General features: G+C 72.9%; 15 protein-coding genes. 6 read left to right on the top strand and 9 right to left on the bottom strand.

Annotation, left to right across the window (positions count from 1 at the left end):
* Positions 1-239 precede the first annotated feature (239 nt).
* Positions 240-3,047, top strand: coding sequence for a preprotein translocase subunit SecA (secA, locus tag ASC82_RS03740; RefSeq protein ID WP_056641281.1), 2,808 nt, complete (start codon positions 240-242; stop codon positions 3,045-3,047).
* Between the two features lie 53 nt (positions 3,048-3,100).
* Here the strand turns inward: secA and ASC82_RS03735 are convergent, their stop codons facing one another.
* The gene (locus ASC82_RS03735) at positions 3,101-3,610 is read right to left on the bottom strand and encodes an Rv3235 family protein (protein ID WP_347336065.1); all 510 of its coding nucleotides are present in this window, start codon (positions 3,608-3,610) and stop codon (positions 3,101-3,103) included.
* A gap of 274 nt (positions 3,611-3,884) precedes the next feature.
* Between ASC82_RS03735 and ASC82_RS03730 the strand changes: the two genes are divergently transcribed.
* Positions 3,885-4,391 (top strand): hypothetical protein, encoded by a 507-nt coding sequence (locus ASC82_RS03730; RefSeq protein ID WP_056641278.1) that lies wholly within the window; start codon positions 3,885-3,887, stop codon positions 4,389-4,391.
* A gap of 58 nt (positions 4,392-4,449) precedes the next feature.
* The gene (locus ASC82_RS03725) at positions 4,450-5,118 is read left to right on the top strand and encodes an HAD hydrolase-like protein (RefSeq protein ID WP_056641561.1); all 669 of its coding nucleotides are present in this window, start codon (positions 4,450-4,452) and stop codon (positions 5,116-5,118) included.
* A 290-nt stretch (positions 5,119-5,408) separates the two neighbouring features.
* Here the strand turns inward: ASC82_RS03725 and ASC82_RS03720 are convergent, their stop codons facing one another.
* Positions 5,409-5,963, bottom strand: coding sequence for a DJ-1/PfpI family protein (locus ASC82_RS03720; protein WP_024758793.1), 555 nt, complete (start codon positions 5,961-5,963; stop codon positions 5,409-5,411).
* Positions 5,964-6,393: 430 nt separating this feature from the next.
* Between ASC82_RS03720 and ASC82_RS03715 the strand changes: the two genes are divergently transcribed.
* A complete protein-coding gene (locus tag ASC82_RS03715) occupies positions 6,394-11,361 on the top strand; it encodes an NAD-glutamate dehydrogenase (RefSeq protein ID WP_056641276.1) in 4,968 nt (1,655 codons plus the stop codon).
* A 69-nt stretch (positions 11,362-11,430) separates the two neighbouring features.
* On the opposite strand, the gene ASC82_RS03710 is transcribed toward ASC82_RS03715, so the two are convergent.
* From ASC82_RS03710 to ASC82_RS03700, 3 genes are read right to left on the bottom strand one after another with little or no spacing between them, the layout of a single operon-like run.
* Complete coding sequence (locus ASC82_RS03710) at positions 11,431-12,828, bottom strand: glycosyltransferase 87 family protein (protein WP_107105802.1); 1,398 nt, start codon at positions 12,826-12,828, stop codon at positions 11,431-11,433.
* A 26-nt stretch (positions 12,829-12,854) separates the two neighbouring features.
* Positions 12,855-13,676, bottom strand: coding sequence for an ABC transporter ATP-binding protein (locus ASC82_RS03705; protein WP_056641274.1), 822 nt, complete (start codon positions 13,674-13,676; stop codon positions 12,855-12,857).
* Positions 13,669-14,589, bottom strand: coding sequence for an ABC transporter permease (locus tag ASC82_RS03700; protein WP_056641272.1), 921 nt, complete (start codon positions 14,587-14,589; stop codon positions 13,669-13,671). The genes ASC82_RS03705 and ASC82_RS03700 overlap by 8 nt, the downstream gene beginning before the upstream one ends.
* A 139-nt stretch (positions 14,590-14,728) precedes the next feature.
* On the opposite strand from ASC82_RS03700, the gene ASC82_RS03695 reads away from it, so the two are divergent.
* Positions 14,729-15,328, top strand: a complete 600-nt coding sequence (locus ASC82_RS03695; protein WP_056641270.1) for a TetR/AcrR family transcriptional regulator — start codon at positions 14,729-14,731, stop codon at positions 15,326-15,328.
* Positions 15,329-15,407: 79 nt separating this feature from the next.
* On the opposite strand, the gene ASC82_RS03690 is transcribed toward ASC82_RS03695, so the two are convergent.
* The 4 genes from ASC82_RS03690 to ASC82_RS03675 form a co-directional block, all read right to left on the bottom strand.
* A complete protein-coding gene (locus tag ASC82_RS03690; protein ID WP_056641267.1) occupies positions 15,408-16,331 on the bottom strand; it encodes a carbohydrate ABC transporter permease in 924 nt (307 codons plus the stop codon).
* The gene (locus ASC82_RS03685) at positions 16,328-17,701 is read right to left on the bottom strand and encodes a sugar ABC transporter permease (RefSeq protein WP_242427530.1); all 1,374 of its coding nucleotides are present in this window, start codon (positions 17,699-17,701) and stop codon (positions 16,328-16,330) included. Before ASC82_RS03685 ends, ASC82_RS03690 begins: the two co-directional genes overlap by 4 nt.
* Positions 17,702-17,710: 9 nt before the next feature.
* Positions 17,711-19,075: an ABC transporter substrate-binding protein gene (locus ASC82_RS03680; RefSeq protein WP_056641265.1), complete on the bottom strand. Its 1,365-nt coding sequence runs from the start codon at positions 19,073-19,075 to the stop codon at positions 17,711-17,713.
* A gap of 124 nt (positions 19,076-19,199) precedes the next feature.
* Complete coding sequence (locus tag ASC82_RS03675) at positions 19,200-23,324, bottom strand: FHA domain-containing protein (RefSeq protein ID WP_056641262.1); 4,125 nt, start codon at positions 23,322-23,324, stop codon at positions 19,200-19,202.
* Between the two features lie 447 nt (positions 23,325-23,771).
* Here ASC82_RS03675 and ASC82_RS03670 point away from each other — a divergent pair, with 447 nt between their 5' ends.
* Entirely contained in the window at positions 23,772-25,523 is a 1,752-nt protein-coding gene (locus ASC82_RS03670; RefSeq protein ID WP_056641259.1) for a serine/threonine-protein kinase, read from the top strand.
* Positions 25,524-25,604 lie beyond the last annotated feature (81 nt).

The following is a 25,604-nucleotide window of genomic DNA, read 5'->3' as shown; positions in this document are numbered from 1 at the left end:
GCCTGGATTGTCGTGAGCCGCCCGACCGGAAGCGAACACTTTTCGGGTGGGGCGGCACCTTCCGCCCACCTCGTGCGTTCTCTTTGAGGGTGGCCTCGCGGCTCGGGCACTGCGGGCCTCCCTTCGCGAGGGCGGTCTCGCTTACGATGGCCGTTGCGGTGGGGACCACCTGCCGTGCCCGCGCTCGCGTCGATCACAAGACCCAGTGCCAGGCCCGACCGGCAAGGAGACCAGCCTCAGTGTCCGTCTTCAACAAGCTCATGCGTGCAGGCGAAGGCAAGATCCTGCGCAAACTGCACCGCATCGCGGACCAGGTCAACTCCATCGAAGAGGACTTCGTCAACCTCTCCGACGCCGACCTGCGGGCGCTCACGGAGGAGTACAAGCAGCGGTACGCCGACGGCGAGAGCCTCGACGACCTCATGCCCGAAGCCTTCGCGACGGTGCGCGAGGCCGCCAAGCGCGTCCTCGGGCAGCGCCACTACGACGTCCAGCTGATGGGCGGCGCCGCGCTCCACCTCGGCTACGTCGCCGAGATGAAGACCGGTGAGGGCAAGACCCTCGTCGGCACCCTCCCGGCGTACCTCAACGCGCTCTCCGGCAAGGGCGTGCACCTGATCACGGTCAACGACTACCTGGCCGAGCGCGACTCCGAGATGATGGGCCGCGTCCACAAGTTCCTCGGGCTCCAGGTCGGCTGCATCCTCGCCAACATGACCCCGGCCCAGCGCCGTGAGCAGTACGCCTGCGACATCACGTACGGCACGAACAACGAGTTCGGCTTCGACTACCTCCGCGACAACATGGCGTGGTCCCAGGACGAGCTCGTCCAGCGCGGCCACAACTTCGCCTGTGTCGACGAGGTCGACTCGATCCTCGTCGACGAGGCCCGTACGCCGCTGATCATCTCCGGCCCGGCCGACCAGGCCACCAAGTGGTACGGCGACTTCGCCAAGCTGGTCACCCGCCTCTCCAAGGGCGAGCCCGGCAACCCGCTCAAGGGCATCGAGGAGACCGGCGACTACGAGGTCGACGAGAAGAAGCGCACCGTCGCCATCCACGAGGCCGGTGTCGCCAAGGTCGAGGACTGGCTCGGCATCGACAACCTCTACGAGTCGGTGAACACCCCCCTCGTCGGGTACTTGAACAACGCCATCAAGGCGAAGGAACTGTTCAAGAAGGACAAGGACTACGTCGTCATGGACGGCGAAGTCATGATCGTCGACGAGCACACCGGCCGTATCCTCGCCGGCCGCCGCTACAACGAGGGCATGCACCAGGCCATCGAGGCGAAGGAAGGGGTGGCGATCAAGGACGAGAACCAGACCCTCGCCACGATCACCCTGCAGAACTTCTTCCTGCTGTACACGAAGCTCTCCGGCATGACCGGTACGGCCATGACCGAGGCCGCCGAGTTCCACCAGATCTACAAGCTGGGCGTCGTCCCGATCCCCACGAACAGGCCGATGATCCGCAAGGACCAGTCCGACCTGATCTACCGGACCGAGGTCGCCAAGTTCGCGGCCGTCGTCGACGACATCGCGGAGAAGCACGAGAAGGGTCAGCCGATCCTCGTCGGCACGACCTCCGTCGAGAAGTCCGAGTACCTCTCGCAGCAGCTCTCCAAGCGCGGCGTCCAGCACGAGGTCCTCAACGCCAAGCACCACGACCGCGAGGCGAGCATCGTCGCCCAGGCCGGCCGCCGCGGCGCCGTCACCGTCGCCACGAACATGGCCGGTCGCGGTACGGACATCAAGCTCGGCGGCAACCCGGACGACCTCGCCGAGGCCGAGCTGCGTCAGGCCGGTCTCGACCCGGTCGACCACGTCGAGGAGTGGGCCGCGGCCCTTCCCGGCGCCCTCGAGCGTGCCAAGAAGGCCGTGCAGGCGGAGTTCGAGGAGGTCAAGGACCTCGGCGGGCTGTACGTCCTCGGTACCGAGCGCCACGAGTCCCGCCGTATCGACAACCAGCTCCGCGGCCGCTCCGGCCGTCAGGGCGACCCCGGCGAGTCCCGCTTCTACCTCTCGCTCGGCGACGACCTGATGCGCCTGTTCAAGGCGCAGATGGTCGAGCGCGTGATGGCCATGGCCAACGTGCCGGACGACGTGCCGATCGAGAACAAGATGGTCACCCGGGCGATCGCCTCCGCGCAGTCGCAGGTCGAGACGCAGAACTTCGAGACGCGTAAGAACGTCCTGAAGTACGACGACGTCCTCAACCGCCAGCGTCAGGTCATCTACGGCGAGCGCCGCCGCGTCCTGGAGGGCGAGGACCTGCACGAGCAGATCCAGCACTTCATGGACGACACGATCGACGACTACATCCGCCAGGAGACCGCCGAGGGCTTCGCGGAGGAGTGGGACCTCGACCGTCTGTGGAACGCGTTCAAGCAGCTCTACCCGGTGAAGGTCACCGTCGACGAGCTGGAGGACGCGGCCGGGGACCGGGCCGGCATCACCGCCGAGTTCATCGCCCAGTCGGTCAAGGACGACATCCACGAGCAGTACGACGCGCGCGAGAAGCAGCTCGGCTCGGAGATCATGCGTGAGCTGGAGCGGCGCGTGGTCCTGTCGGTCCTGGACCGCAAGTGGCGCGAGCACCTCTACGAGATGGACTACCTCCAGGAGGGCATCGGCCTGCGCGCCATGGCGCAGAAGGACCCGCTGGTCGAGTACCAGCGCGAGGGCTTCGACATGTTCACCGCCATGATGGAGGGCATCAAGGAGGAGTCCGTCGGCTACCTGTTCAACCTGGAGGTCCAGGTCGAGCAGCAGGTCGAGGAGGTCCCCGTGCAGGCGAGCGCCCCTTCGCTCGACAAGAGCGACGCGGTGCCGTCCGGCGCCGGGCGTCCGGAGATCCGCGCCAAGGGGCTCGACGCTCCGGCGCGGCCGGACCGGCTGCACTTCTCCGCGCCGACCGTCGACGGTGACGGCGGGGTCGTCGAGGGCGACTTCGCCTCCGACGACGAGTCGGGCGACGGGATGACGCGAGCGGAGCGCCGCAAGGCGCAGAAGAACGCGAGCGGTGGGCGTCGTCGCAAGAAGTGATGCGGTGAAGCTGTGACGTAGGGGTCGGTGCCCGGTGGGCGCCGGCCCCTTCGTCATGGGTGCCGGGGCGGCGCGCCCAGACCGTCGAGCTCGACGGCGGCGCAGCGCCAGCGCTGGTCGGGGCCGCGCTCCAGGCGGAACGCCATGGCCCGGACGCGATGGCCGGTCGCGATGCTCGCGAAGGCCTCCATGGCCGTGCGGTGGGGGTCCAGCTGTACGGAACAGCGGCGCAGGATGGGGCGGGGGCCGAGCGACCGCAGGGGCGTCGTCGGGGCCAGTCGGACGAGCTGCTCGTACGCCTCCCCGACGGTGTGGCCGAGCATCCAGTGGACCGGCCGCTCCCCGCTGAGCACCGCGAGCAGGCGCTCCGCGAAGGCGGTGTACGGGGGGAGCACGCGGGGCGGGGTACGGGGGTGGGTGCCCGCGCTGCCGCGGGGGCGGGTGCCGGCGGGGCCGCCGGGGGCGGTGCGGGGGCGGGGCGTGCGGGGGCGGGTGGTGGCCGTGGGGGAGGCGGTCGCGGGTGCGGAGGCGATGGGGGTGGTTGTGGTGTGCGTGGTGGTCATGGCGAGCCCCTGTCGTTGCGTAACCGATTGGTACCAGTCGGTAACTTCCGTTGGGGATCTTGTACGGGTGGGGTCCGAGCCCCCGCAAGGAGTCCGGGGCCGCGCGGCCGCTCCGCGGGCGAATCACCTATCCGGGTGACGCGGTGGAAAAGCGGCTCTTCAGGGGCTCGGCGGGGGCCGTCGGCGGTGGACGGGCGGCGAGTTCGGCCCGCCAGCCCGAAGGGGGACTCCGCACGTATCCTGAGGGCCTCTCCGTCTACGAAAGCGGCCAGCCATGCGCGTGTACGTCCCCCTGACCCTCCCCGGTCTCGCACAGGCGCACAAGGCGGGCGAGCTGGGCCCCGGCCCGCTGACCGCCTACGCCGTCACCCCCGTGCTGCGCGAGTGGTACGTCTCCGACGACATCGAGGAGCTGGAGTACGCGGCGCTCAACCGGGCCGCCGCCGCCTCCCTGCGGCTCCTCGCCGGTGACCCCGGGGCGCCGCGGCGCCGGGTCGTCGTCGCCGTCGACGTGCCCGACAAGGACGCCGCCACGGATCCCGACCGGGGGCTGGACGCCGGCTCGATCGGCGAGGTCCGGATCGCCGGTCCCGTACCGCTGGCCAAGGCCGCCGCGGTGCACGCCGACGCGGACGACGCGGAGGCGGACGTCACCGCGGCCGCCGCGGCGCTCGGGGCGGCGGACCAGGGCGACGAGGACGCGCGCTTCGTGGTGGACGGGGCCGAGGACCACGAGCTGCTGTGGTTCGGGGTGCAGGAGATTCCCGGGCTGCTCGGATAGCCACGTGGTGCGGGACCGGGTGGGGGTCGCTGTCGTAGGCGGCCGGTACCGTCTTTCCATGGGGAAGCACGGGAAGCACCTGGTCTGGGACTGGAACGGCACACTGCTCGACGACATCGGCGCGGTCATCGGGGCGACGAATGCCGCCTTCGCCGAGCTCGGGCTGGAGCAGATCACTCTGGAGCGGTACCGCGAGCTGTACACGGTGCCCGTGCCCAAGTTCTACGAGCGGCTCATGGGGCGGCTGCCCACCGACGCGGAGTGGACCGTCATGGACGACGCCTTCCACCGGCACTACTGGGCGCGGGCGGAGGGCTGCGGGCTGACCGCCGGGGCGGCGGAGCTGCTCGCGGCGCGGCAGGACTCCGGGTTCACGCAGTCGCTGCTGTCGCTCGCGCCGCACGCGGAGCTCATACCGCTCGTGCGGCGGCACGGGATCGCGGAGCGGTTCGTCCGGATGGACGGGCGGGTCGACCAGTCGACGGACGGGAAGTCCGGGCACATGGTGCGGCACCTGGCCGCGCTGGGGGCGGTGGGGGCGGTGGCGGCGGATCGGGTCGTCGTCATCGGTGACGCGGCGGATGACGCGGTGGCGGCGGCGCATGTGGGGGCGAAGGCGGTGCTGTACACCGGGGGGTCGCACAGTCGGGCGTCGTTGGAGCGGGTGGGGGTGCCGGTGGTGGACTCGCTCGCGGAGGCGGTGGCTGTCGCGGAGGAGCTGGTCTAGGCGCCCAGGCGCCCAGGCGCCCCTTGTGCGTCGCCCCCCTGTGCGGTGGCACCTGCGTGCGGCTGTGCCCGCGTGGCTGCGCCCGCGCGGCGGCGCCTGTCCGGTGGTGGGCGGGGAGCGGGCCGGGTGCGGCCCGGTGGGTGGTTGTGCCCACCCGTTCCGCCCTTGCGGAACGTATGCCCACAACCACCGCCGGCGGCGCCGTACGCCCACAACCACCGCCGGCGGCGCCGTATGCGCACGACCACAACGGGGTGGCGGCGCGTGAGCGCGGCCACCCCCTCGGGGTGTCAGCCCTTCGCGCGGAGGACCTTCAGGAATTCGCGCATCCAGGTGGGGTGGTCCGGCCAGGCTCGGGAGGAGACGAGGAGGCCGTCCACTACGGCGGCCGAGTCCTGGAAGGTGGCGCCGGCCGCCTGCATGTCGAGTTCCAGGGCCGGGTACGCCGTGACCCTGCGGCCCTCCAGGCCGCCGACCGCCGCCGTCAGGAGCGGGCCGTGGCAGATCTGGGCCACCGGCTTGTCCGCGTCGAAGAAGGCCTTCAGGATCTTGCGGAGCTCCGGGTCGTTGCGCAGGTACTCCGGCGCCCGGCCGCCCGGGATCACCACCGCCACGTACGCGCCCGGGTCGACCTCGGAGAAGGCCAGGTCCGCGGGCCACGTGTAGCCCGGCTTCTCGGTGTACGTGTCGAAGCCCGGCTCGAAGTCGTGGACGACGAACCGGAGCTGCTTGCGTGCCGGGGCCGCGATGTCGACCTCGTATCCCTCCTCGAGCAGGCGCTGGTAGGGGTACATCACCTCCAGCGACTCCGCCGCGTCCCCGGTCACGATCAGGATCTTCGCCATGGCTCTCCCAGGTCACAGATGGTCGGTCTGTCGTGCTGTGCCCATGCTTGCGCACACGCTGCCCCCGGCGGGGCGCTTTGCCAAGAGGACACGTGTCGCTGTCCATAACGTCAAACTTCGCCCGCGCTTTTGTACGCATACGGCTCGTGACGGTTCGGGGGGCGAGGGCGATAGGCTTTTGCCGTGATCAGCGCGATACGCCGTGGGGGCAGCGAAGCCCCCGGCTGCCGCCCGGACCGCGACAGCGGCCGGGTCGGCCCTGCGTTCGCCGATCCTTCCCGTCCGGACGCGCCACGCTCCGTGGCCGATAACGATCCGGGCATCTCTCATCCGGGCATACCGTCGTCTTCGACCGGAATCACCGCGTCGTGGCGTTGTGCCCTTTCTTCCACCGACGTCACGCAACGGCGCGCGACAGGAGTCAGAGGACATGCAGACCAAGCTGGACGAAGCCAAGGCCGAGCTGCTCGAAAGGGCCGCTCGGGTAGCTGAGCACAGCCCGGTCGGGGGGCGACTTCCGACGGGGCCGGAGGGTGCCGGGGAGCGCCCGGACCGGGACACCGTGCTCGAATACCTCCAGCGCTACTACCTGCACACCGCGCCGGAGGACCTCGGCGACCGTGACCCGGTCGACGTCTTCGGCGCCGCACTCTCTCACTACCGGCTCGCGGAGAACCGCCCGCAGGGCACCGCGAGCGTGCGCGTCCACACCCCGACGGTGGAGGAGAACGGCTGGACCAGCAGCCACTCCGTCGTCGAGGTCGTCACCGACGACATGCCCTTCCTCGTCGACTCCGTCACCAACGAGCTGTCCCGCCAGGGCCGCGGCATCCACGTCGTGATCCACCCGCAGGTCCTCGTCCGCCGTGACGTCGCCGGCAAGCTCATCGAGGTCCTCTCCGCCCAGATCCAGGGCGAGCTGCCGCACGACGCGATCACCGAGTCCTGGATCCACGTCGAGATCGACCGCGAGACCGACCGCGCCGACCTCAAGCAGATCACCGCCGACCTGCTGCGCGTCCTCTCCGACGTCCGCGAGACGGTCGAGGACTGGGACAAGATGCGCGATGCCGCCCTGCGGATCGCCGAGGGCCTCCCGGCCGAGCCCACCGCCTCCGACCTGCGGCCGACCGAGGTGGAGGAGGCCCGCGAGCTGCTGCGCTGGCTCGCCGACGACCACTTCACCTTCCTCGGCTACCGCGAGTACGAGCTCGTCAACGGCGACGCCCTGTCCGCCGTGCCCGGCACCGGCCTCGGCATCCTGCGCTCCGACCCGCAGCACACCGGCGACGACCAGGGCCACCACGCCCACCCCGTCTCGCCCTCCTTCAGTCGGCTGCCCGCCGACGCCCGCGCGAAGGCCCGCGAGCACAAGCTGCTGATCCTGACGAAGGCCAACAGCCGGGCGACCGTGCACCGCCCCTCGTACCTCGACTACATCGGGGTGAAGAAGTTCGACGCCGACGGGAACGTCATCGGCGAGCGCCGGTTCCTCGGACTGTTCTCGTCCGCCGCCTACACCGAGTCCGTGCGGCGCGTCCCCGTCGTCAAGCGCAAGGTCCAGGAGGTCCTCGCGGGTGCCGGCTTCTCGCCGAACAGCCACGACGGCCGCGACCTGCTCCAGATCCTGGAGACCTACCCGCGCGACGAGCTCTTCCAGACCCCGGTCGACCAGCTCCAGTCCATCGTCACCAGCGTCCTGTACCTCCAGGAGCGGCGCCGGCTGCGGCTCTACCTGCGCCAGGACGAGTACGGCCGCTACTACTCGGCCCTCGTCTACCTGCCGCGCGACCGCTACACCACCCGCGTCCGGCTGCGGATCATCGACATCCTCAAGGAGGAGCTCGACGGCACCAGCGTCGACTTCACCGCCTGGAACACCGAGTCGATCCTCTCCCGCCTGCACTTCGTCGTCCGCGTCAAGCCCGGCACCGAGCTCGCCAAGCTGACCGACGCCGACGTCGACCGCATCGAGGCCCGGCTCGTCGAGGCCGCCCGCTCCTGGGCCGACGGCTTCGGCGAGGCGCTCAACGCCGAGTGCGGCGAGGAGCGCGCCGCCGAGCTGCTGCGCCGCTACGGCAACGCCTTCCCCGAGGGCTACAAGGCCGACCACTCGCCGCGCGCGGCCGTCGCCGACCTGGTCCACCTGGAGGCCCTCGCCCGTACGGACAAGGACTTCGCGCTCTCCCTCTACGAGCCCGTCGTCGCCGGACCCGGCGAGCGCCGCTTCAAGATCTACAAGACCGGCGACCCGATCTCCCTCTCCGCCGTCCTGCCGGTCCTCAACCGGCTCGGCGTCGAGGTCACCGACGAGCGCCCGTACGAGCTGCGCTGCTCCGACCGCAGCCACGCCTGGGTCTACGACTTCGGCCTGCGGATGCCGGCCCCGACCGGCAACGGCGGCGACTACCTCGGCGACGACGCCCGCGAGCGCTTCCAGGAGGCCTTCGCCGCCACCTGGACCGGCGAGGCCGAGAACGACAACTTCAACTCCCTCGTCCTCTCCGCCGGGCTCACCTGGCGCGAGGCGATGGTGCTGCGCGCCTACGCCAAGTACCTGCGCCAGGCCGGTTCGACGTTCAGCCAGGACTACATGGAGGACACCCTCCGCAACAACGTCCACACCACCCGGCTGCTCGTCTCCCTCTTCGAGGCCCGGATGGCGCCGGAGCGCCAGCGCGCCGGCACCGAGCTGACCGACGGCATCCTGGAGGAGCTGGACGGCGCCCTCGACCAGGTCGCGAGCCTGGACGAGGACCGGATCCTGCGGTCCTTCCTCACCGTCATCAAGGCCACCCTGCGGACCAACTTCTTCCAGAAGGACGCGCAGGGCAGGCCGCACTCCTACGTGTCGATGAAGTTCGACCCGCAGGCCATCCCCGACCTGCCGGCGCCCCGCCCCGCCTTCGAGATCTGGGTGTACTCGCCCCGCGTCGAGGGCGTCCACCTGCGCTTCGGCAAGGTCGCCCGAGGCGGCCTGCGCTGGTCGGACCGCCGTGAGGACTTCCGTACGGAGATCCTCGGCCTGGTCAAGGCGCAGATGGTGAAGAACACCGTCATCGTGCCCGTCGGCGCCAAGGGCGGCTTCGTCGCCAAGCAGCTCCCGGACCCGTCCCTGGACCGGGACGCCTGGCTCGCCGAGGGCATCGCCTCGTACAAGACCTTCATCTCGGCGCTGCTCGACATCACCGACAACCTGGTCGCGGGCGAGGTCGTGCCGCCCCTCGACGTGGTCCGCCACGACGAGGACGACACCTACCTCGTCGTCGCCGCCGACAAGGGCACCGCGACCTTCTCCGACATCGCCAACGGCGTCGCGGAGTCGTACGGCTTCTGGCTCGGCGACGCCTTCGCCTCCGGCGGCTCGGCCGGCTACGACCACAAGGGCATGGGCATCACCGCCCGCGGTGCCTGGGAGTCCGTCAAGCGCCACTTCCGCGAGCTGGGCCACGACACCCAGACCGAGGACTTCACGGTCGTCGGCGTCGGCGACATGTCCGGCGACGTCTTCGGCAACGGCATGCTGCTCAGCGAGCACATCCGCCTGGTCGCCGCCTTCGACCACCGGCACATCTTCCTCGACCCGAACCCGGACGCGGCCGTCTCGTACGCCGAGCGCCGCCGCCTCTTCGACCTGCCCCGCTCCTCCTGGGCCGACTACGACACGTCGCTGCTCTCCGCGGGCGGTGGCATCCACCCGCGCAGCGCCAAGTCGATCCCGGTCAACGCGCAGGTCAGGGCCGCCCTCGGCATCGAGGAGGGCATCACCAAGATGACCCCGGCCGAGCTGATGAAGGCCGTGCTCCACGCCCCCGTCGACCTGCTGTGGAACGGCGGCATCGGGACGTACGTCAAGTCCTCCGTCGAGTCGAACGCCGACGTCGGCGACAAGGCCAACGACGCCATCCGCGTCGACGGCCAGGACGTCCGCGCCCAGGTCATCGGCGAGGGCGGCAACCTCGGCGCGACCCAGCTCGGCCGCATCGAGTTCGCCCGCACCGGCGGCCCCGAGGGCCAGGGCGGCAAGGTCAACACCGACGCCATCGACAACAGCGCCGGCGTCGACACCTCCGACCACGAGGTCAACATCAAGATCCTGCTCAACGGGCTCGTCGCCGAGGGCGACATGACCGTCAAGCAGCGCAACAAGATCCTCGCCGAGATGACCGACGAGGTCGGGACGCTCGTCCTGCGCAACAACTACGCGCAGAACACGGCCCTGGCCAACGCCGTCACCCAGTCGCCCTCGCTGCTCCACGCCCACCAGCGCTTCATGCGCCGTCTGGGCCGCGACGGCAGCCTCTCCCGGGACCTGGAGTTCCTGCCCAACGACCGGCAGATCCGCGAGCTGCTCAACAACGGCCGGGGTCTGAGCCAGCCGGAGCTCGCCGTCCTCCTCGCGTACACCAAGATCACGGTGGCCGACGAGCTGATCGGTACGGGGCTGCCGGACGACCCGTACCTGCGCGGGCTGCTCCACGCGTACTTCCCGACGCTGCTGCGCGAGAAGTTCACCGAGGCCGTCGACAACCACGCCCTGCGCCGCGAGATCATCACGACCGTCCTGGTCAACGACACCGTCAACACCGGTGGATCGACCTTCCTGCACCGCCTCCGCGAGGAGACCGGCGCGTCGATCGAGGAGATCGTCCGCGCGCAGACCGCGGCCCGGGTGGTCTTCCGCCTGAGCCAGGTCTGGGACGCCGTCGAGGCCCTCGACAACCAGGTGCCCGCCGACGTCCAGACCCGGATGCGGCTGCACTCCCGCCGGCTCGTCGAGCGCGGTACGCGCTGGCTGCTCAACAACCGGCCGCAGCCGCTCGAACTCAGCGAGACCATCGAGTTCTTCGCGGACCGCGTCGAGGAGGTCTGGGCGAAGCTGCCGCAGCTGCTGCGCGGCTCGGACCTGGAGTGGTACCAGTCGATCCTGGACGAGCTGACCGAGGTCGGCGTGCCGGAGGAGCTCGCGCTGCGGGTCGCCGGCTTCTCGTCCGCCTTCCCGATCCTCGACGTCGTCGCGATCGCGGACCGGACGGGCAAGGAGCCGCTCGCGGTGGCCGAGGTCTACTACGACCTGGCCGACCGGCTGCGGATCACCGACCTCATGGACCGGATCATCGAGCTGCCGCGCAGCGACCGCTGGCAGTCGATGGCCCGCGCCTCGATCCGTGAGGACCTGTTCGCGGCGCACGCCGCGCTCACGCAGGACGTCCTGACGGCGGGCAACGGCACGTCGAGCCCCGAGGAGCGGTTCAAGGCCTGGGAGGAGAAGAACGCGGCGATCCTGGGCCGCGCGCGGACGACCCTGGAGGAGATCCAGGGCTCGGACACCTTCGACCTGGCGAACCTGTCGGTGGCCATGCGGACCATGCGCACGCTGCTGCGTTCGCACAGCTAGTCGTCTAGTCGTCGTAGACGGCAAGAGGAAGGGCCCCGCCGGTTTTCCGGCGGGGCCCTTTCCCCTTGCTCAGCTTTCCGCCGGGGTGGTCACCGTCTCCTTCCACAGCCTGCGGGCGGCGAGCAAGGCCGCCGCGAGCAGCAGGCCGTTGCGGAGCACCATGACGGTGAGGCCGGAGGGCGCGCCGCTGAGGACCTCCGCGTACAGGGTGGGGTACGCGAGCGAGCTCAGCCCGGCCGCCGGGAGCAGCAGCAGGGCCACCGGGCGCATCACGGTGCTGCGGGAGGTCAGGCAGACGGCGGCGAGTCCGAGCAGCCAGACCATGTACTGGGGGCTGATGACCCGGCTGGTGACGGTGAAGAGCAGGACGGCGGTGAAGGCCGCGTCGAGCGGGGTCGCGGGGGTCCAGCGCCGGGCCCGGACGCGCCAGAGCAGCAGCCAGCCGAGGGCGATGACGGTGAGCAGCAGGGCGAAGTGCCCGAGGGTGGAGACGTACGGGCCGACGTACTCGAAGGAGCCGTAGCGGAACTCGACCCGGCCCGGCCAGACGTCGGCGGCCCGGGCGAGCGCGAGGGCCGTGCCGCCCAGGGACTCGATCTGGATGCCGCGGTTGCCCTGCTGGCGCAGGAAGCCGAAGGACTCGTCGAAGAGCAGCGCGAGGGTGGCGACGAGGGCGAGCGCGGCGACGACGGCGGCGGTCCAGGCCTCGCGGGTGGTGCGGCCCCGGGGGGTGCCGATCAGGGTGAGCGCCGGCCAGACCTTGACCATCGCGCCGATCCCGGCGAGCGCCCCGCCGAGCTGGTGGGCGGCCGTCGAGCGGGCGTTGACGGCGAGCAGGGCGAGGACGGCGAGGGCGGTGGTGTGGACGTCGTACCGCGCGAGGGGGAGGTGCAGGAGGAGCGGGAGGCCGCAGACCCAGAACCAGGCGCCGTGGGTGAGGCGTTCGCTGTCCGCGTGGGCGAGGGCGAGGGTGATGACCGCGTCCGCGAGGAGCGCGAGGGCGACGAAGGCCTGGAAGTAGGTGAGGGAGGGGACGATGCCCGGGGCCATGATCACGAGGCCCGCGCCGGGCGGGTACTGCCAGGTGACGTCGCCCGGCGGGAAGGTCCCGGACGCGAACTGCCCGTACCAGTGCCGGTAGAGGTCCACCTCGCGGGCGACCCCGCCGATGCCGATGTCGTCGCGGAGGAGCAGCAGGAGCATGCCGGCGCGGGTGAGGAGCCAGACCGCGGCGAGGGCGAGGGTGGGGCCGCGGCCGACCGTGACGAAGGTGGCGGAGGTGAAGGTCTCCGATTCGAAGGGGGACTTGGTCAGGTTGGGGGGAGGGGGCGCGGTGGCGGCGGCCTGGGTCTGCGCCTGAGCCTGGGCGGATACGGGTGCGGGAGCGGCGGAGGGGCGGGGCTCGGTGGGTGACGGAGGGTCGTTCCGGGCCCGGCGGCGCGGCGGCTTCGGGTGATCGTTCGTCATCCTTCGGCACTCTAGTCCGCTATGCCCTATTTCTTAGGAGTTGTCGCCCTGGCGCCCGTGAACTCCTCGTATGCCGCCACCACCTCCTTCGCCGGACCGTCCATCCGCAGCGTGCCCGCCTCCAGCCACAGGGCCCGCTCGCAGGTCTCCGTGATGGTGGAGTTCGAGTGGCTGACCAGGAAGACCGTCCCCGCCTCCGCCCGCAGCTCCTCGATCCGCCGCTGGCTGCGCCGCCGGAAGCGCGCGTCGCCGGTCGCCAGGGCCTCGTCGATGAGCAGGACGTCGTGGCTCTTGGCGGCGGCGATGGCGAAGCGCAGCCGGGCACCCATTCCGGAGGAGTACGTCCGCATGGGCCGCGAGATGGCGTCGTCCTTCTCGTTGATGCCGGAGAAGTCGACGATCTCGTCGTAGCGCTCCCGCACCTCCGTGCGGCTCATGCCCATCGCGAGGCCGCCCAGGACCACGTTCCGCTCGCCGGTCAGATCGCTCATCAGGGCCGCGTTGACGCCGAGGAGGGAGGGCTGGCCGTGGGTGTAGACCCGGCCGCGTTCGACGGGCTGGAGGCCCGCGATGGCCTTCAGGAGGGTCGACTTGCCCGATCCGTTCGAACCGATCAGGCCGATCGCCTCGCCTTTGTACGCGGCGAAGCTCACGCCCTTCACGGCGTGGACCCGGCGGCCGGCCGGAGCCGTACGGCCGCGGCGCAGCATCCGGCCGAGGGCGGCGGTGGCGCTGCCCCGGCCGCCGGTGTGCCCGCCGTGGACCGTGTAGGTGATGTGGACGTCGTCGACGACGACGGTCGGGGTTCGGGTCTCGCTCGTCGTTCCGGTCTCGCTCGTCTCAGCCACGGCCGTACGTCTCCTCCGCCTTCCAGAACCAGATGAAGCCGCCCGCGAAGGCCAGCAGGGCCCAGCCGGCGGCCAGTGCCCAGACGTGCGGCGGCAACTGGGCCGCCGTGTAGCTCTCGATCAGCGCGAAGCGCATGAGGTCGATGTAGACCGCCGCCGGGTTGCACTGGAGGGCGAGCACCACGGCGTCCGGGAAGCGGCCGGCGCCCGCCAGGTTCTGGATCGAGAACATGACGCCCGAGGCGTACATCCAGGTGCGCAGCACGAACGGCATCAGCTGGCTGATGTCCGGGGTGCGGGCCGCGAGCCGCGCGAGGACGAGCGCCGCGCCGGTGTTGAAGAGGGCCTGGCAGAGCAGGGCCGGGACGGCGAGGAGCCAGCTCCAGGTGGGGAACTGGCCGCAGCCGACGAGGATCGTGCCGAGCGCGGTGAGCGAGAGCAGGAGCTGCTGGAGCTGCTGGAGCGCGAGGGCGATCGGGAGGCTCGCGCGCGGGAAGTGCAGGGCCCGGACCAGGCCCAGGTTGCCGCTGATCGCGCGGGTGCCGGCGAGGACCGTGTCGGAGGTGAAGGTCCACACGAAGATGCCGGTGAGCAGGAACGGGACGTAGTCGGGGACGCCGTGCTTGGCGTTCATGAGGACGCCGAAGATCGCGTAGTACACGGCCGCGTTGAGCAGCGGGGTCATCACCTGCCAGACCTGGCCGAGGCGGGCCTGGCTGTACTGGGCGGTGAGGCGGGCGGTCGCGAAGGCGGCGATGAAGTCGCGGCGGGACCAGAGCTGCCGGACGTAGACGGGGAGCGAGGGGCGGGCCCCGCTGACGGTCAGGCCGTGGCGCAGGGCGAGCGCGCGCAGGTCCTCGGGCGGGGTCTTGTGCCGGTCTTCCCGTACGGGTGGGGCGAGGGTCGTGGTCACGCGGGCCGCTTTCGACGAAGGGTGCGGGTGTCGTCGGCGATGGAACGGGTCCGTATCGTCGCTACGTGGAGGTTAGGACGCTCGAACGTCGGAACGCAACCGTATCGTCGTAACGTCGCCGTTGGTTAGGATGGCGTTCATGACCGAACCGACCCCCCGCCGCGCCCCCGCCGGAGCCGCCGTACTCCGCGAGGACGTGACCGAGGCCATCCGCGCCGCCGTCTTCGAGGAGCTCGCGGCCGTCGGCTTCGCCCGGATGTCCATCGAGGGCATCGCGCGCCGCGCGGGCGTCGGCAAGACCGCCGTCTACCGGCGGTGGAAGTCCAAGCTCTCCCTCGTCCTCGACCTCGTCGGCGCCTTCGCCGCCCAGGGCCTGCCGGTGCCCGCCACGGGCTCGCTGGACGGGGACGTCCGCGCGCTCCTGGAGATGGCCTCGTACGCCCTGCGCCACCCGGTCGCCTCACGGGTCATCCCCGACCTGCTCGTCGAGGCCGCACGGCAGCCGGAGATCGCCGACGCGATCCGGGAGGCGCTCCTCGACGGCCAGCAGGGCGTCATGACCCGGATCGTCCGCGAGGCCGTCGCGCGCGGCGAGCTCCCCGAGGACGCCGACCCCGCCAAGGCCCTCGACCTCGTCGTCGGACCGCTGTACTGGCGCCTCGTCGTCGTCCGTACGGCGCTGCCCGCGGAGTACGTGGACGAACTCGCGCGCGCGGCGGTGGCGGCGCTCAAGGCCTGAAGGCCGCCCGGGAGGCCTGAGGCGCCGCTCGGGAGGCCTGAGGCGCCGCCCGGGAGGCCTGAGGCGCCGCTCGGGAGGACTACTTCACCGCGCCCGCCATCACCCCGGACGCGAACTGCCGCTGGAACGCGAAGAACACCGCGAGCGGCACCACCATCGACAGGAACGCCCCCGGCGCCAGCACGTCCACGTTGTTGCCGAACTGCCGGACCTGCTGCTGGAGCGCCACCGTGATCGGCGGCGACTGCGAGTCCGCGAAGATCAGCGCGATCAGCATGTCGTTCCACACCCACAGGAACTGGAAGATCCCCAGCGAGGCGATCGCCGGACCGCCGAGCGGCAGCACCACCCGCGTGAAGAGCCGCACCTCGCCCGCCCCGTCGAGCCGCGCCGCCTCCAGGAGCTCGCGCGGGATCTCCGCGAAGAAGTTCCGCAGCAGGAAGATCGCGAAGGGCAGGCCGAAGGCGGTGTGGAAGAGGACGACCCCGACCGTCGTCTCGAAGAGCCCCACCGCGCCGAAGAGCTTCGACACCGGGACCAGCGCGACCTGCACCGGGACCACGAGCAGGGCCACCACCCCCAGGAACCACCAGTCCCGGCCCGGGAAGTCCAGCCACGCGAAGGCGTACCCGGCGAACGAGCCGAGGACCAGGACGAGGAGCGTGGCCGGGACGGTGATCAGGACGGTGGAGACGAGCGAGCCGGTGATCGTGCCGTTCGCGAGGAGCTGGGTGTAGTTCTCGGTGGTCAGCCGCGCCGGTGCCGTGAACACCTCCCACCAGCCGCTCGCCGCGATGTCGGAGGGCGAGCGGAGGGAGGAGAGCAGCAGCCCGACCGTCGGGAGCAGCCAGAACAGGCCGGCCAGGAGGAGGAAGACGCGGACCGCGCCGCCGGCCGTGCGCGCCGCTATCCGGGAGGCGCGGGAGACGTGCGAGGTGCGTGAGATGTCTGAAGCCGACGGGGCGGATGGGGCGGTCGGGGTGGTTGCGGCGGGTGCGGTCATCGGCGGGTCTCCCTTCGGATGCGGCGGATGTTGACCGCCATCACCGGCAGCACCAGCAGGAGCAGCACGACGGCGATGGCCGAGCCGACCCCGAGGTCCGCGTCCGTGCCGAAGGACGAGCGGTACAGCTGGAGCGCGAGCACGTTCGCGTCGTCCTGCGCCGAGCCCGGCGCGATGACGAAGACCAGGTCGAAGACCTTGAGCACGTTGATCATCAGGGTGACGAGGACGACCGCGAGGACCGGTGCCAGCAGCGGGACCGTGATCCGGCGGAACACCTGCCACTCGTTCGCCCCGTCCACCCGCGCCGCCTCCAGGAGTTCGCGGGGTACGGCCGCGAGCCCGGCGCCGATCAGCACCATCGCGAACCCGGCCCACATCCACACGTACGCCCCGATCACGGCTGGGGTGACGAGCGAGGGACCCAGCCACTCCACGCCGTTGTACTGCTCCCGGAAATTGCTCGCGGGGAGGCGGAGTACGGCTCCGTCGGCGCGGTCGGCGGGCAGGGTGAAGGTGCCGTCGGCCGCCGCCGTGGCCGTGGCGACCACCGTGCCGTCCCGTACGGCCTCGATCCGCAGCCCGGCGAGGCCGAGTTCGGCCGGGTCGACGACGTTCGGCTTTCCGCCGCCGCCCCGGGTGAAGTCCAGCCAGGCCGTTCCCGTGACGGTGTCCGCCGAGGGGGAGGTGGGCTCGTGTGCCGGGCGGGCCTCCTTCGGCATCCGGCCGGGGGCCACCCCGATCAGCGGGAGCCGGACGGGCTCCCCGGCGCGTACCGCCTCCTTGGTGACGAACGCGCCGCCGCCGGCCGCCGCGAGCGGGTGCACGGGGAGCGGCCGGGCCCGGGGGAAGCCCGAGGACTCGGCGAACGTGTCGTGGACCCCGACCCAGACGGCGTTGGCGACGCCCCGGTCCGGGTCCTGCTCGTAGACGAGCCGGAAGATGATCCCGGCCGCCAGCATCGAGATCGCCATCGGCATGAAGACGACCAGCTTGAACGCCGTGCCCCAGCGGACGCGTTCGGTCAGGACGGCGAACACCAGACCGAGGGCGGTGGCGACCGCGGGGGCGAGAACCAGCCAGATCAGGTTGTTCCGCACGGCGGTGCGGAGCGAGTCGTCGGTGACGAGCGCGAGGTAGTTGTCCAGACCCACGAAGGAGGAGCCGGAGCGGTCGAAGAACGAGCGCTGGACGGAGTACCCGATCGGGTAGACGACCAGCGCCCCGAGGAGGAGCAGGGCGGGGAGCAGGAACCCCGCCGCGACCGTCCTGCTCCTGTGCCCGTTCCTGGTCCGGTGCCCGTTCCTGCTCCCCTTCCCGTTCCTGGTCGTGGATTCGGCGGGTGCGCGGGAGGTGGTGGCCCTCGGCATGCCGGGGCCTCAGCTCTTCGCGGCGGCCCGGTACGCCTTCGCCGCGTCCGCCTCCAGACGCGCCTGGGCCCCGGCGACGTCCTTCGGGTTCTTCAGGAAGTCCTGCAGCGCCTTCCACTCGCCCTTGCCCGGGGTCCCGCCGAAGGACTGCGGCATCTGGTCCGACATGTCGAAGCGGAAGTTGTCACCGGCGCCGACGAGGGCCTTCGCGATCTCGCGCTGGACGTCGTTCGGATACGTGGCCGGGTCCAGGTTCTTGTTGGGGGAGAGGAAGCCGCCCTCGGCCGCCCAGATCCTCGCCGCGTCCGGGGACGCCAGGAAGGCGAGCAGCGCCTGCGCGCCCTTCGTGTCCTTCAGCGCGACGGCCGCGTCGCCGGCCGTCACGACCGGAGCGATGCCGCCGTCGACCGCCGGGAACGGGAAGGCCTTCGCGTCCGTGCCGATCTTCGCCTCCGTCTGGGCGATGTTGACGGCCGCGAAGTCGCCCTCGAAGACCATCGCCCCCTTCGGCTGGTCGCCGCCCGTGAACGTCTGGGTGACCGAGACCGGGTACTCGGTCTGGAGCGCGCCGCTCGTCCCGCCCGCGAGCAGCGCCGGCTTCCCGAACAGCTCGGCGAGCGTGGTGAGGGCCGCGGCGACGGACGGGTCGGTCCACTTGATCTCGTGCTTCGCCAGCTGGTCGTACTTGGCCGGGCCCGCCTGGGACAGGTAGACGTTCTCGAACCAGTCGGTGAGGGTCCAGCCGTCCGCGCCGCCGACGGAGACCGGGGTGACACCGGAGGCCGAGATGGTCTCGGCGGTGGAGAGGAACTCCTTCCAGGTCTTCGGCTCGGTCGCGCCCGCGTTCTCGAAGACCGCGGTGTTGTACCAGACCAGGGATTTGTTGGCGGCCTTGAAGTAGACCCCGTACTGGGTGCCGTCGACCGCGCCGAGGCTCCGCCAGCCGGGCGAGTAGTTCGCGGCCAGCTGGGCCGCGGCCTCGGGGCCGACCGGCTTCAGCCACTTCTGGGCGGCGGCCTGCTGGATCGCGCCGACCTGCGGCAGCATCGCCACGTCGGGCGGGGAGCCGCCGGCGATCTTCGTCCCGAGGAAGTTCACGATCGGGTCCTGGGCCGGCACGAACGTGACGGTCGCGCCCGTCCGCTTCTCGAACTCCTTGAGGACCTTCGTGAAGTTCTCCTGCTCGGGGCCCGTCCAGACGGCGGCGACCTCGATCTTCTCGCCCTTGAGGGAGGAGCCGGGGGTGGACGTGGCCTTCCCCGGGTCCTCGGGCGTCCCGCCGTCGCCTCCGCAGGCCGCGAGGGCCAGTGCGGAGAGCGCCGTGAGCGCCGTGATGGTCACTGCGGCCTTGCGTGGACGAAGAGTTGTACGCATCGCTGCCCCGTCTCTCCCGTGCGCGTCGCTGTCCCGTGCCGACAGGTCTACGCCGGGTGACGGAGCCCCCGCAATACCGCCTTCCGTGTCAAGCGGTCGATCGTGACGCCCTCGTGACGTGCCGTCAGGCGCGCGTGGCGGGCGCGAGCGGCGGTATCGGCGTCGCCTCGACCGAACGGGCCGCGCGGTCCAGGGCGCTCGCGAGGAGGGCCAGGTCCGTCGGGCCGTTGCCCAGCTCGCGGACCGGGCGGCGGGTGGGCGGGTCGCCCATCCGCTCCCACTCCAGCGGGACGACGACCGGGCGGAGCGTCGCCGTCCGCGGGATGCGGCCGGTCACGCGGCCCGACTGGAAGGGGGTCACGCGGCCGTCCGGGTGACCGAGCCTGCCGCGCCCGGCCGCCGGTACGTCCGGTCCCGCGGCCACCGGGGGCGCGTCGAGCACGATCCGCAGCCGGGCCCCGTGGGCCAGCTCCGTGTCGGCCGTACGGTCCGGGCGGGACGAGGTCGCGACGAGGTGCACCCCGAGCCGCTCACCGTGCCGGGCGACGGCCTCCAGGGCCCGCACGACGGACCCGGCGGCCGGCCGGCCGGGGGCGCCGAGCGCCGGGGCGACCAGGGCGTCGAAGTCGTCGACGAGGACGACGAGCCGCGGCAGCGGTCCGGCGCCCGCCGCCCGGGCGGAGCCGGACTCCCCGGCCGTGGGCCGCGGAATCCGCCCACTGGTCTGGTCGGCGGCCCCGGGCTGCTCGCTCGAAGGGTGCGGTACGCGTCCGCTCGGGTGGTCGGCGAGGTCGCCGTCGCCCGTGCGGAGGGTGCGGCTGCTCGGCCGGTCGTCCAGGGACCCGCCCTCGCGCCGGGGGAGCCGCCCGCTGGGCGTGTCGGCCAGGAAGGCGTCCCCGGCCGCGGAGCGCGCGCGGGAACCGGCCCGGTCGCCGCTCTCGCCGTCCCCGCCGTAGGAGCCCCGTCCGCCGGGCCGGTCGCCGACCCGCTCGCCCGCGCCACCGTCACGGGTCACGCGTCCGCTGGAGCGGCCGCCGAGGTCGTCCGCGCCGGGGTAGGGCATGCGTCCGCTGGAGCGTCCGCCGAGGTCTTCGGCGCCCGGGTAGGACATGCGTCCGCTGGAGCGGCCGCCGAGGTCGTCCGCGCCGGGGTAGGGCATGCGTCCGCTGGAGCGTCCGCCGAGGTCTTCGGCGCCCGGGTGCGGCACGCGCCCGCTGGAGCGGCCCCCCAGGTCGTCCGCGCGGGGCACGCGCCCGCTGGAGCGGCCCCCCAGGTCGTCCGCGCGGGGCACGCGCCCGCTGGAGCGGCCGGCCAGGTCGTCCGCGCCGGTGTGCGGGGTGCGGCCGCCGGGCTGGTCGTTGTCGTCGCCGACGCGGAGGGTCCGGCCGCTGGGGCGGTCGTGGAGGCCACCGTCGCCCGTGCGGAGCGTGCGCCCGCTGGAGCGGCCGCCGAGCTCGTCCGCGCCCGAGTACGTGATCCTGCCGCTCGGGCGGCCGCCGAGGTCGCCGTCGGGCGTGCGGGAGCCGCGCGCGCTCGGCAGGGAGCCGATCGTGCCGTCGCCCGTGCGCAGGGTGCGGCCGCTCGGACGGTCCGTCAGGTCGCCCGCGTCGGGCACCCGGACGGTCGCGCGGGCGCCCTGGGGCACGGATTCCGCCGCGCTCGGGGAGCGCTGGCCGATCAGCCGGTCGGCGGCATGCGGGGCGCGGGCCCCGCGCCGGTCGGCGAAGTGGCCGTCGCCCAGGAGCTCCGCCCGGCGCTTCAGCTCGGCGCCGAGCGCCTGCGCGAACTCCCGCATCCGGACCGGGTCGGAGGCGACCAGGTGCTCGGTGACGTGCGGCAGCTCCGTACAGGCCGCGAGGCCCTCGCCGCGCTCGCCGCCCGCGCCGTCCACGAGGAGCAGGCCGAGACGGTCCGGGCGGCCGCCGGCCGCGAGGGACGCGGCGATCGAGCGGAGGAGCTCCGTCCGGCCGCTGCCCGCGGGCCCCTCGATCAGCAGGTGCGGGCCCTCCTGGGTGAGGTCCACCGCGAGCGGGCCGCGCGGGCCCGCGCCCAGCACGGCCGTGCCGTCCCCGGCGGAGGCCCAGCGGGCCAGCAGGGAGGCGGGGGTCGCCCGGGCGAGGCCGAGCTCGTCGAGCAGGCGCGCCGTCGGGGGCAGCGCGGCGGCCCGGCCGTGCGGCGCCGCCGCCGTCTCCGTACGCAGCGGGGCGAGGGCCCGGCCGAAGCGGTCGGCCCAGGCGACGGAGACCGCGTCGACCACGCCGACGGTGCCGTGGCCCGCGACCCGTCCGCCGGAGGTGCGGACCAGCCGCAGCGCCGTCGCGACGTCGCCGCTCAGGAGCGCGGCGGCCCCGCACTCGCGGAAGGCGAGGGAGGCGACGCAGGCCGCCTCGTAGGTGGCGGCCACCGGCGACTCGGGGGTGGCCGAGGGCGCCTCGGCGAGGCACAGCAGGTGGATGCCCGCCGCCGCCCCGGCGCCCGCGAGCCGCGCGACCGTCTCGCGCAGCGCGGCGGACCCGGGGTCCCCGTCGACGATCACGACCGTCGCCGTCCCGGTGTGGCGCGCGGCGGCCTCGGCGACGGACGCGCGGTCGGCGCTGGGCCAGCCGGGGCCGAGGGGGCCGTCGTCGAGCCGGCGGGTCAGCTCGGTCGTCCGGGCCTGGGCCTGCTCGCGGTCGTACGCCAGGAGCAGGCGGCAGTCCTGGCCGTGGGCCGGGCGGACGTGCGGGAGCCAGCCGAGCCAGCCCCAGGCGCGGCGCCGCTCCTCAAGGGAGCGGTTCCGGTCGGCGCTGATCAGCACGATCTCCAGGTCGGAGGGGGAGTGCAGGGCGGCGAGCTGGGCGACGACCGAGCGGGCGAGCCCGGCGAGCCGGTCGGCGGGGCCGGCGAGACCGAGCGAACCGGCCTCGCGCAGTCCGACGGTGACCGGGACCCCGGAGAGCTCGGCGCGGTCGGTCGTGCCGAGCCGGACCACGAGGGACTCGGGATGGTCCTGGCCCCGCTCCCAGAGGCGGGGGCCGGGGCCGAGCGCGGCGAGCAGGACGGTGGCCGGGTCGGGCCAGGTGTCGGCGACGGGTACGGGGCCGCCGGCCGCGTCCCGCCCGGCGGGGCCCGGACGGGCGCCGCTCAGCGCGCCGACGGGGGCGCCCGCGTGGGTGTCCGGGGCGGTCCTGGGGTCGGCGTCCGGGGCGGGGAGCTCCTCGCGTCCGCCCGCGAGCCGCCGGGCCCACGCGCCGAGCCCGCGCTTCCCGCCCGCGCGGCCAGGGGCGGGCGCGGCGCCCTGGCGGCGGGACTCCCGGGTTCTGCCGTGGGCCTCGCCGTCGGTGGGGGCGTGAGGGCCCTCGGGCTCCTCCGCGCGCGCGTGGCCGGGGGAGGCGGGGCGGTCGTCGTAGGACCCGGCGGCGTACGGATCGGCGTACACGTCGTCGTGCCGGGTGTCCTGAGGAGCGTGCTGCGCGGTGTCGTACGCGACACCGCGCGCGCCACCGTGGGTGGTGTCGTCGACGGGGCGTCCCGCAGCTCCCGCGCGTCCCGAGGGCGTGTCGGAGGGCGCCGGGGTCCCGGCCCGCCCGGCCGTCCCGCGCGCGACCCGCAGGTGGCCCTCGCCGTCGGGGGCGGTCGCCACCGTCTCCGTACCCCCGGGGCCGTCGCCGGTGCCCGTCAGGCGGAGGGCGGACTCGCCGAGGCGCAGCAGGGAGCCGGGGCGGAGCCGGACCGGGCGGTCGCCGACGGGCACGCCGTCGAGCGTCGTCCCGTTCGTCGAGCCCAGGTCGGAGACGGTGACGCGGCCGTCGTCGCCGACGATCACCGTGCAGTGCGCACGCGAGACGTCAGGGTCGTCGAGCGGCACGTCGGCATCGACGGACCGGCCGATTCTGATCGGTCCGCCGTGCAGCAGGTGCACCCCGCCCGCGTCCGGTCCCGCCACCACGTGCAGCCGGGCGGACGCCGTCTCGCCGAGCCGGTCGTCGGGGCCGGGGACCTGGAGCGAGAGGACCGCGCCGTCGACGAGCGGGGGCTCGCCGAGCACGCAGCGCCTGCTGTCGAGCCGGTCCCCACCCGCGTAGAGCACGGTCGTGCCCGAGGCGGAGGTGTCGGGGCCGGTGACGGCGGCGGCCAGACCGGAGGCCACGGCGGCGAGCGCCGTCCCGGCGGGGGCCGTGACAAGAACGTCGCAGGCGCGCCCGGCGCCGTGGCCGCCGTGGCTGCCATGGCCGGTGTGCGGCGCGAGGACGGTCAGCCGGATCTGCATCGCCGTCAGCGGTCCCTTCTGCGCGAGATGCCCGGCAGGGGAACCGCCCTGTGACTCCCCCCACCCGGCACGGACGCGTCGTCCGGTACAGGTCGGCACGGCGCGGGGGGCTCCCGACCCCACTGATGCGACGTGCTGTAGGCATCCTCGCACCTGCCACCGACAACACGCCCCCGGGTCGGCCACAAGTGATCTTGAATGGTCGGCTGTGGTCCAAAAAATGCCTGGTTGGGCATGCCTTTGGAGCATGCCTGGCAACCGCCACGGCCCGCGGAGCGTCTTCTTCCGGACAAGTTCGGGGCACATTTCGCCTGTGGACGACCGGCCTGGGACTCGTTCGGCGGCACTAAAGTGGGTCGGACACCCGGACGGGTCACAACAGAGGACAGGGACCCCGGGGAGCACACGAGACCACCCCAGGACCACGATCAGCAGGGAGCGCGTGACGTGCGGCCTATCGGCAGCAAGTACCTGCTCGAGGAGCCGCTCGGACGCGGCGCCACGGGCACCGTCTGGCGAGCCCGCCAGCGGGAGACGGCGGGCGCCGAGGCGGCCGTGGCCGGCCAGCCCGGCGAGACCGTCGCGATCAAGGTCCTCAAGGAGGAGCTGGCCAACGACCCGGACATCGTGATGCGCTTCCTGCGCGAGCGGTCCGTGCTCCTCCGGCTCACCCACCCGAACATCGTGCGCACCCGGGACTTGGTCGTCGAGGGCGATGTCCTCGCCCTCGTCATGGACCTCGTCGACGGCCCCGACCTGCACCGGTACATCAGGGAGAGCGGACCGCTCACCCCGGTCGCCGCCTCCCTCCTGACGGCCCAGATCGCCGACGCGCTCGCCGCCAGCCACGCCGACGGCGTCGTCCACCGCGACCTCAAGCCGGCCAACGTCCTGCTCGCCGAGCAGGGCGGCCAGATGCACCCGATGCTCACCGACTTCGGCATCGCGCGCCTCGCGGACTCCCCGGGCCTGACCCGGACGCACGAGTTCGTCGGCACGCCCGCGTACGTGGCGCCCGAGTCCGCCGAGGGGCGCCCGCAGACCTCCGCCGTCGACATCTACGGCGCGGGCATCCTGCTCTACGAGCTCGTCACCGGCCGGCCCCCCTTCGCCGGCGGCACCGCCCTCGAGGTCCTCCACCGGCACCTCAGCGAGGAGCCGCGCCGCCCCTCGACCGTGCCCGGCCCGCTGTGGACGGTCATAGAGCGCTGCCTCAGCAAGAACCCCGACGTGCGGCCGAGCGCCGAGAACCTCGCCCGGGGCCTGCGCGCCGTCGCCGCCGGCATCGGCGTCCACTCCACGCCCGCGCAGATCGAGGCCGCGGACGGCGTCGGGGCGCTCCTCGCCCCGGACCCGGCGCCCGCGCCGGTCCCGGAGACCCCGGGGGCCGCCGACGCCACCCAGGTGCTGCCCAGCGGTGCCGGGGCCCCGGCGCACTACGACCCCGCCGCCGCGACCAGCGTGATGCCGACCAGCGGCCCGGCGGGCGTCGCCGACCCGACGGCCGTCATGCCGCCCGTACCGTCCCAGCCGCCGCAGTCCGAGGACCCGCACCCCTGGCAGAGCCAGCTGCGCGCGGCCCGCGACCGCAACGAGCAGACGCAGGTGCAGTACCTCGACCCGAGCGAGGACCCGCTGCGCCGCCGCCCGCAGCGCCCGCAGCAGCAGGGCCAGCAGGGCCAGCAGGGGCAGTACGGACAGCAGGGCCAGCCCGGCCAGTACGGACAGCAGGGGCAGCCCGGCCAGTACGGGCAGCAGCGGCCGCCGCAGCACCAGCAGCAGCGTCCCGCGCCGCCGCAGCAGTACCAGCAGCAGCACCAGCCCCAGCAGTACGCGCCGCCGCCCCCGCCCCCGCAGCAGTACGCGCAGCCGCAGCAGCAGCCCCAGCAGCAGTACACGCCGCCGCAGCCGCCGCCCCAGGCGCCCGCGCCGCGCGAGCCGCGCCCGCCGCGCCAGCGCGGCGCGAACCCGATGCGGATCCCCGGCCTCGGCTGCCTCAAGGGCTGCCTGTTCACGATCGTCCTGTTCGTGGTCGCCGGCTGGCTCGTCTGGGAGCTCACCCCGCTCCAGGACTGGGTCGCCCAGGGCAAGGGCTACTGGCAGGCCATCGGCGACGGCATCTCGAAGGTCACGGAGTGGGTCTCCACGATCGGCGAGGCCACCGGCTCCGGGGGTACTACCGGCGGTACGGGGCAGTAATACTGCCGATTTATCGACTTCCGAAGGGTGATTTCGCTTCGGAAGTGACGACCGGCGGCTGCGGACGCGTAGCTTTGACGC

This window comes from Streptomyces sp. Root431 (genome assembly GCF_001426585.1).
In the GTDB taxonomy this organism is placed as follows: Bacteria; Actinomycetota; Actinomycetes; order Streptomycetales; family Streptomycetaceae; genus Streptomyces; species Streptomyces stackebrandtii.
Note: the sequence above shows the minus strand (reverse complement) of the source record. Positions and strands in the feature narration are given on the sequence as shown.

Bases quoted from the DNA above. Each gene is read 5' to 3' on its own strand.
- ASC82_RS03735 (WP_347336065.1), bottom strand. From the start codon at position 3,610: ATGACCACCACGCACACCACAACCACCCCCATCGCCTCCGCACCCGCG.
- ASC82_RS03730 (WP_056641278.1), top strand. From the start codon at position 3,885: ATGCGCGTGTACGTCCCCCTGACCCTCCCCGGTCTCGCACAGGCGCAC.
- ASC82_RS03725 (WP_056641561.1), top strand. From the start codon at position 4,450: ATGGGGAAGCACGGGAAGCACCTGGTCTGGGACTGGAACGGCACACTG.
- ASC82_RS03720 (WP_024758793.1), bottom strand. From the start codon at position 5,963: ATGGCGAAGATCCTGATCGTGACCGGGGACGCGGCGGAGTCGCTGGAG.
- ASC82_RS03715 (WP_056641276.1), top strand. From the start codon at position 6,394: ATGCAGACCAAGCTGGACGAAGCCAAGGCCGAGCTGCTCGAAAGGGCC.
- ASC82_RS03710 (WP_107105802.1), bottom strand. From the start codon at position 12,828: ATGACGAACGATCACCCGAAGCCGCCGCGCCGCCGGGCCCGGAACGAC.
- ASC82_RS03695 (WP_056641270.1), top strand. From the start codon at position 14,729: ATGACCGAACCGACCCCCCGCCGCGCCCCCGCCGGAGCCGCCGTACTC.
- ASC82_RS03690 (WP_056641267.1), bottom strand. From the start codon at position 16,331: ATGACCGCACCCGCCGCAACCACCCCGACCGCCCCATCCGCCCCGTCG.
- ASC82_RS03685 (WP_242427530.1), bottom strand. From the start codon at position 17,701: ATGCCGAGGGCCACCACCTCCCGCGCACCCGCCGAATCCACGACCAGG.
- ASC82_RS03680 (WP_056641265.1), bottom strand. From the start codon at position 19,075: ATGCGTACAACTCTTCGTCCACGCAAGGCCGCAGTGACCATCACGGCG.
- ASC82_RS03675 (WP_056641262.1), bottom strand. From the start codon at position 23,324: ATGCAGATCCGGCTGACCGTCCTCGCGCCGCACACCGGCCATGGCAGC.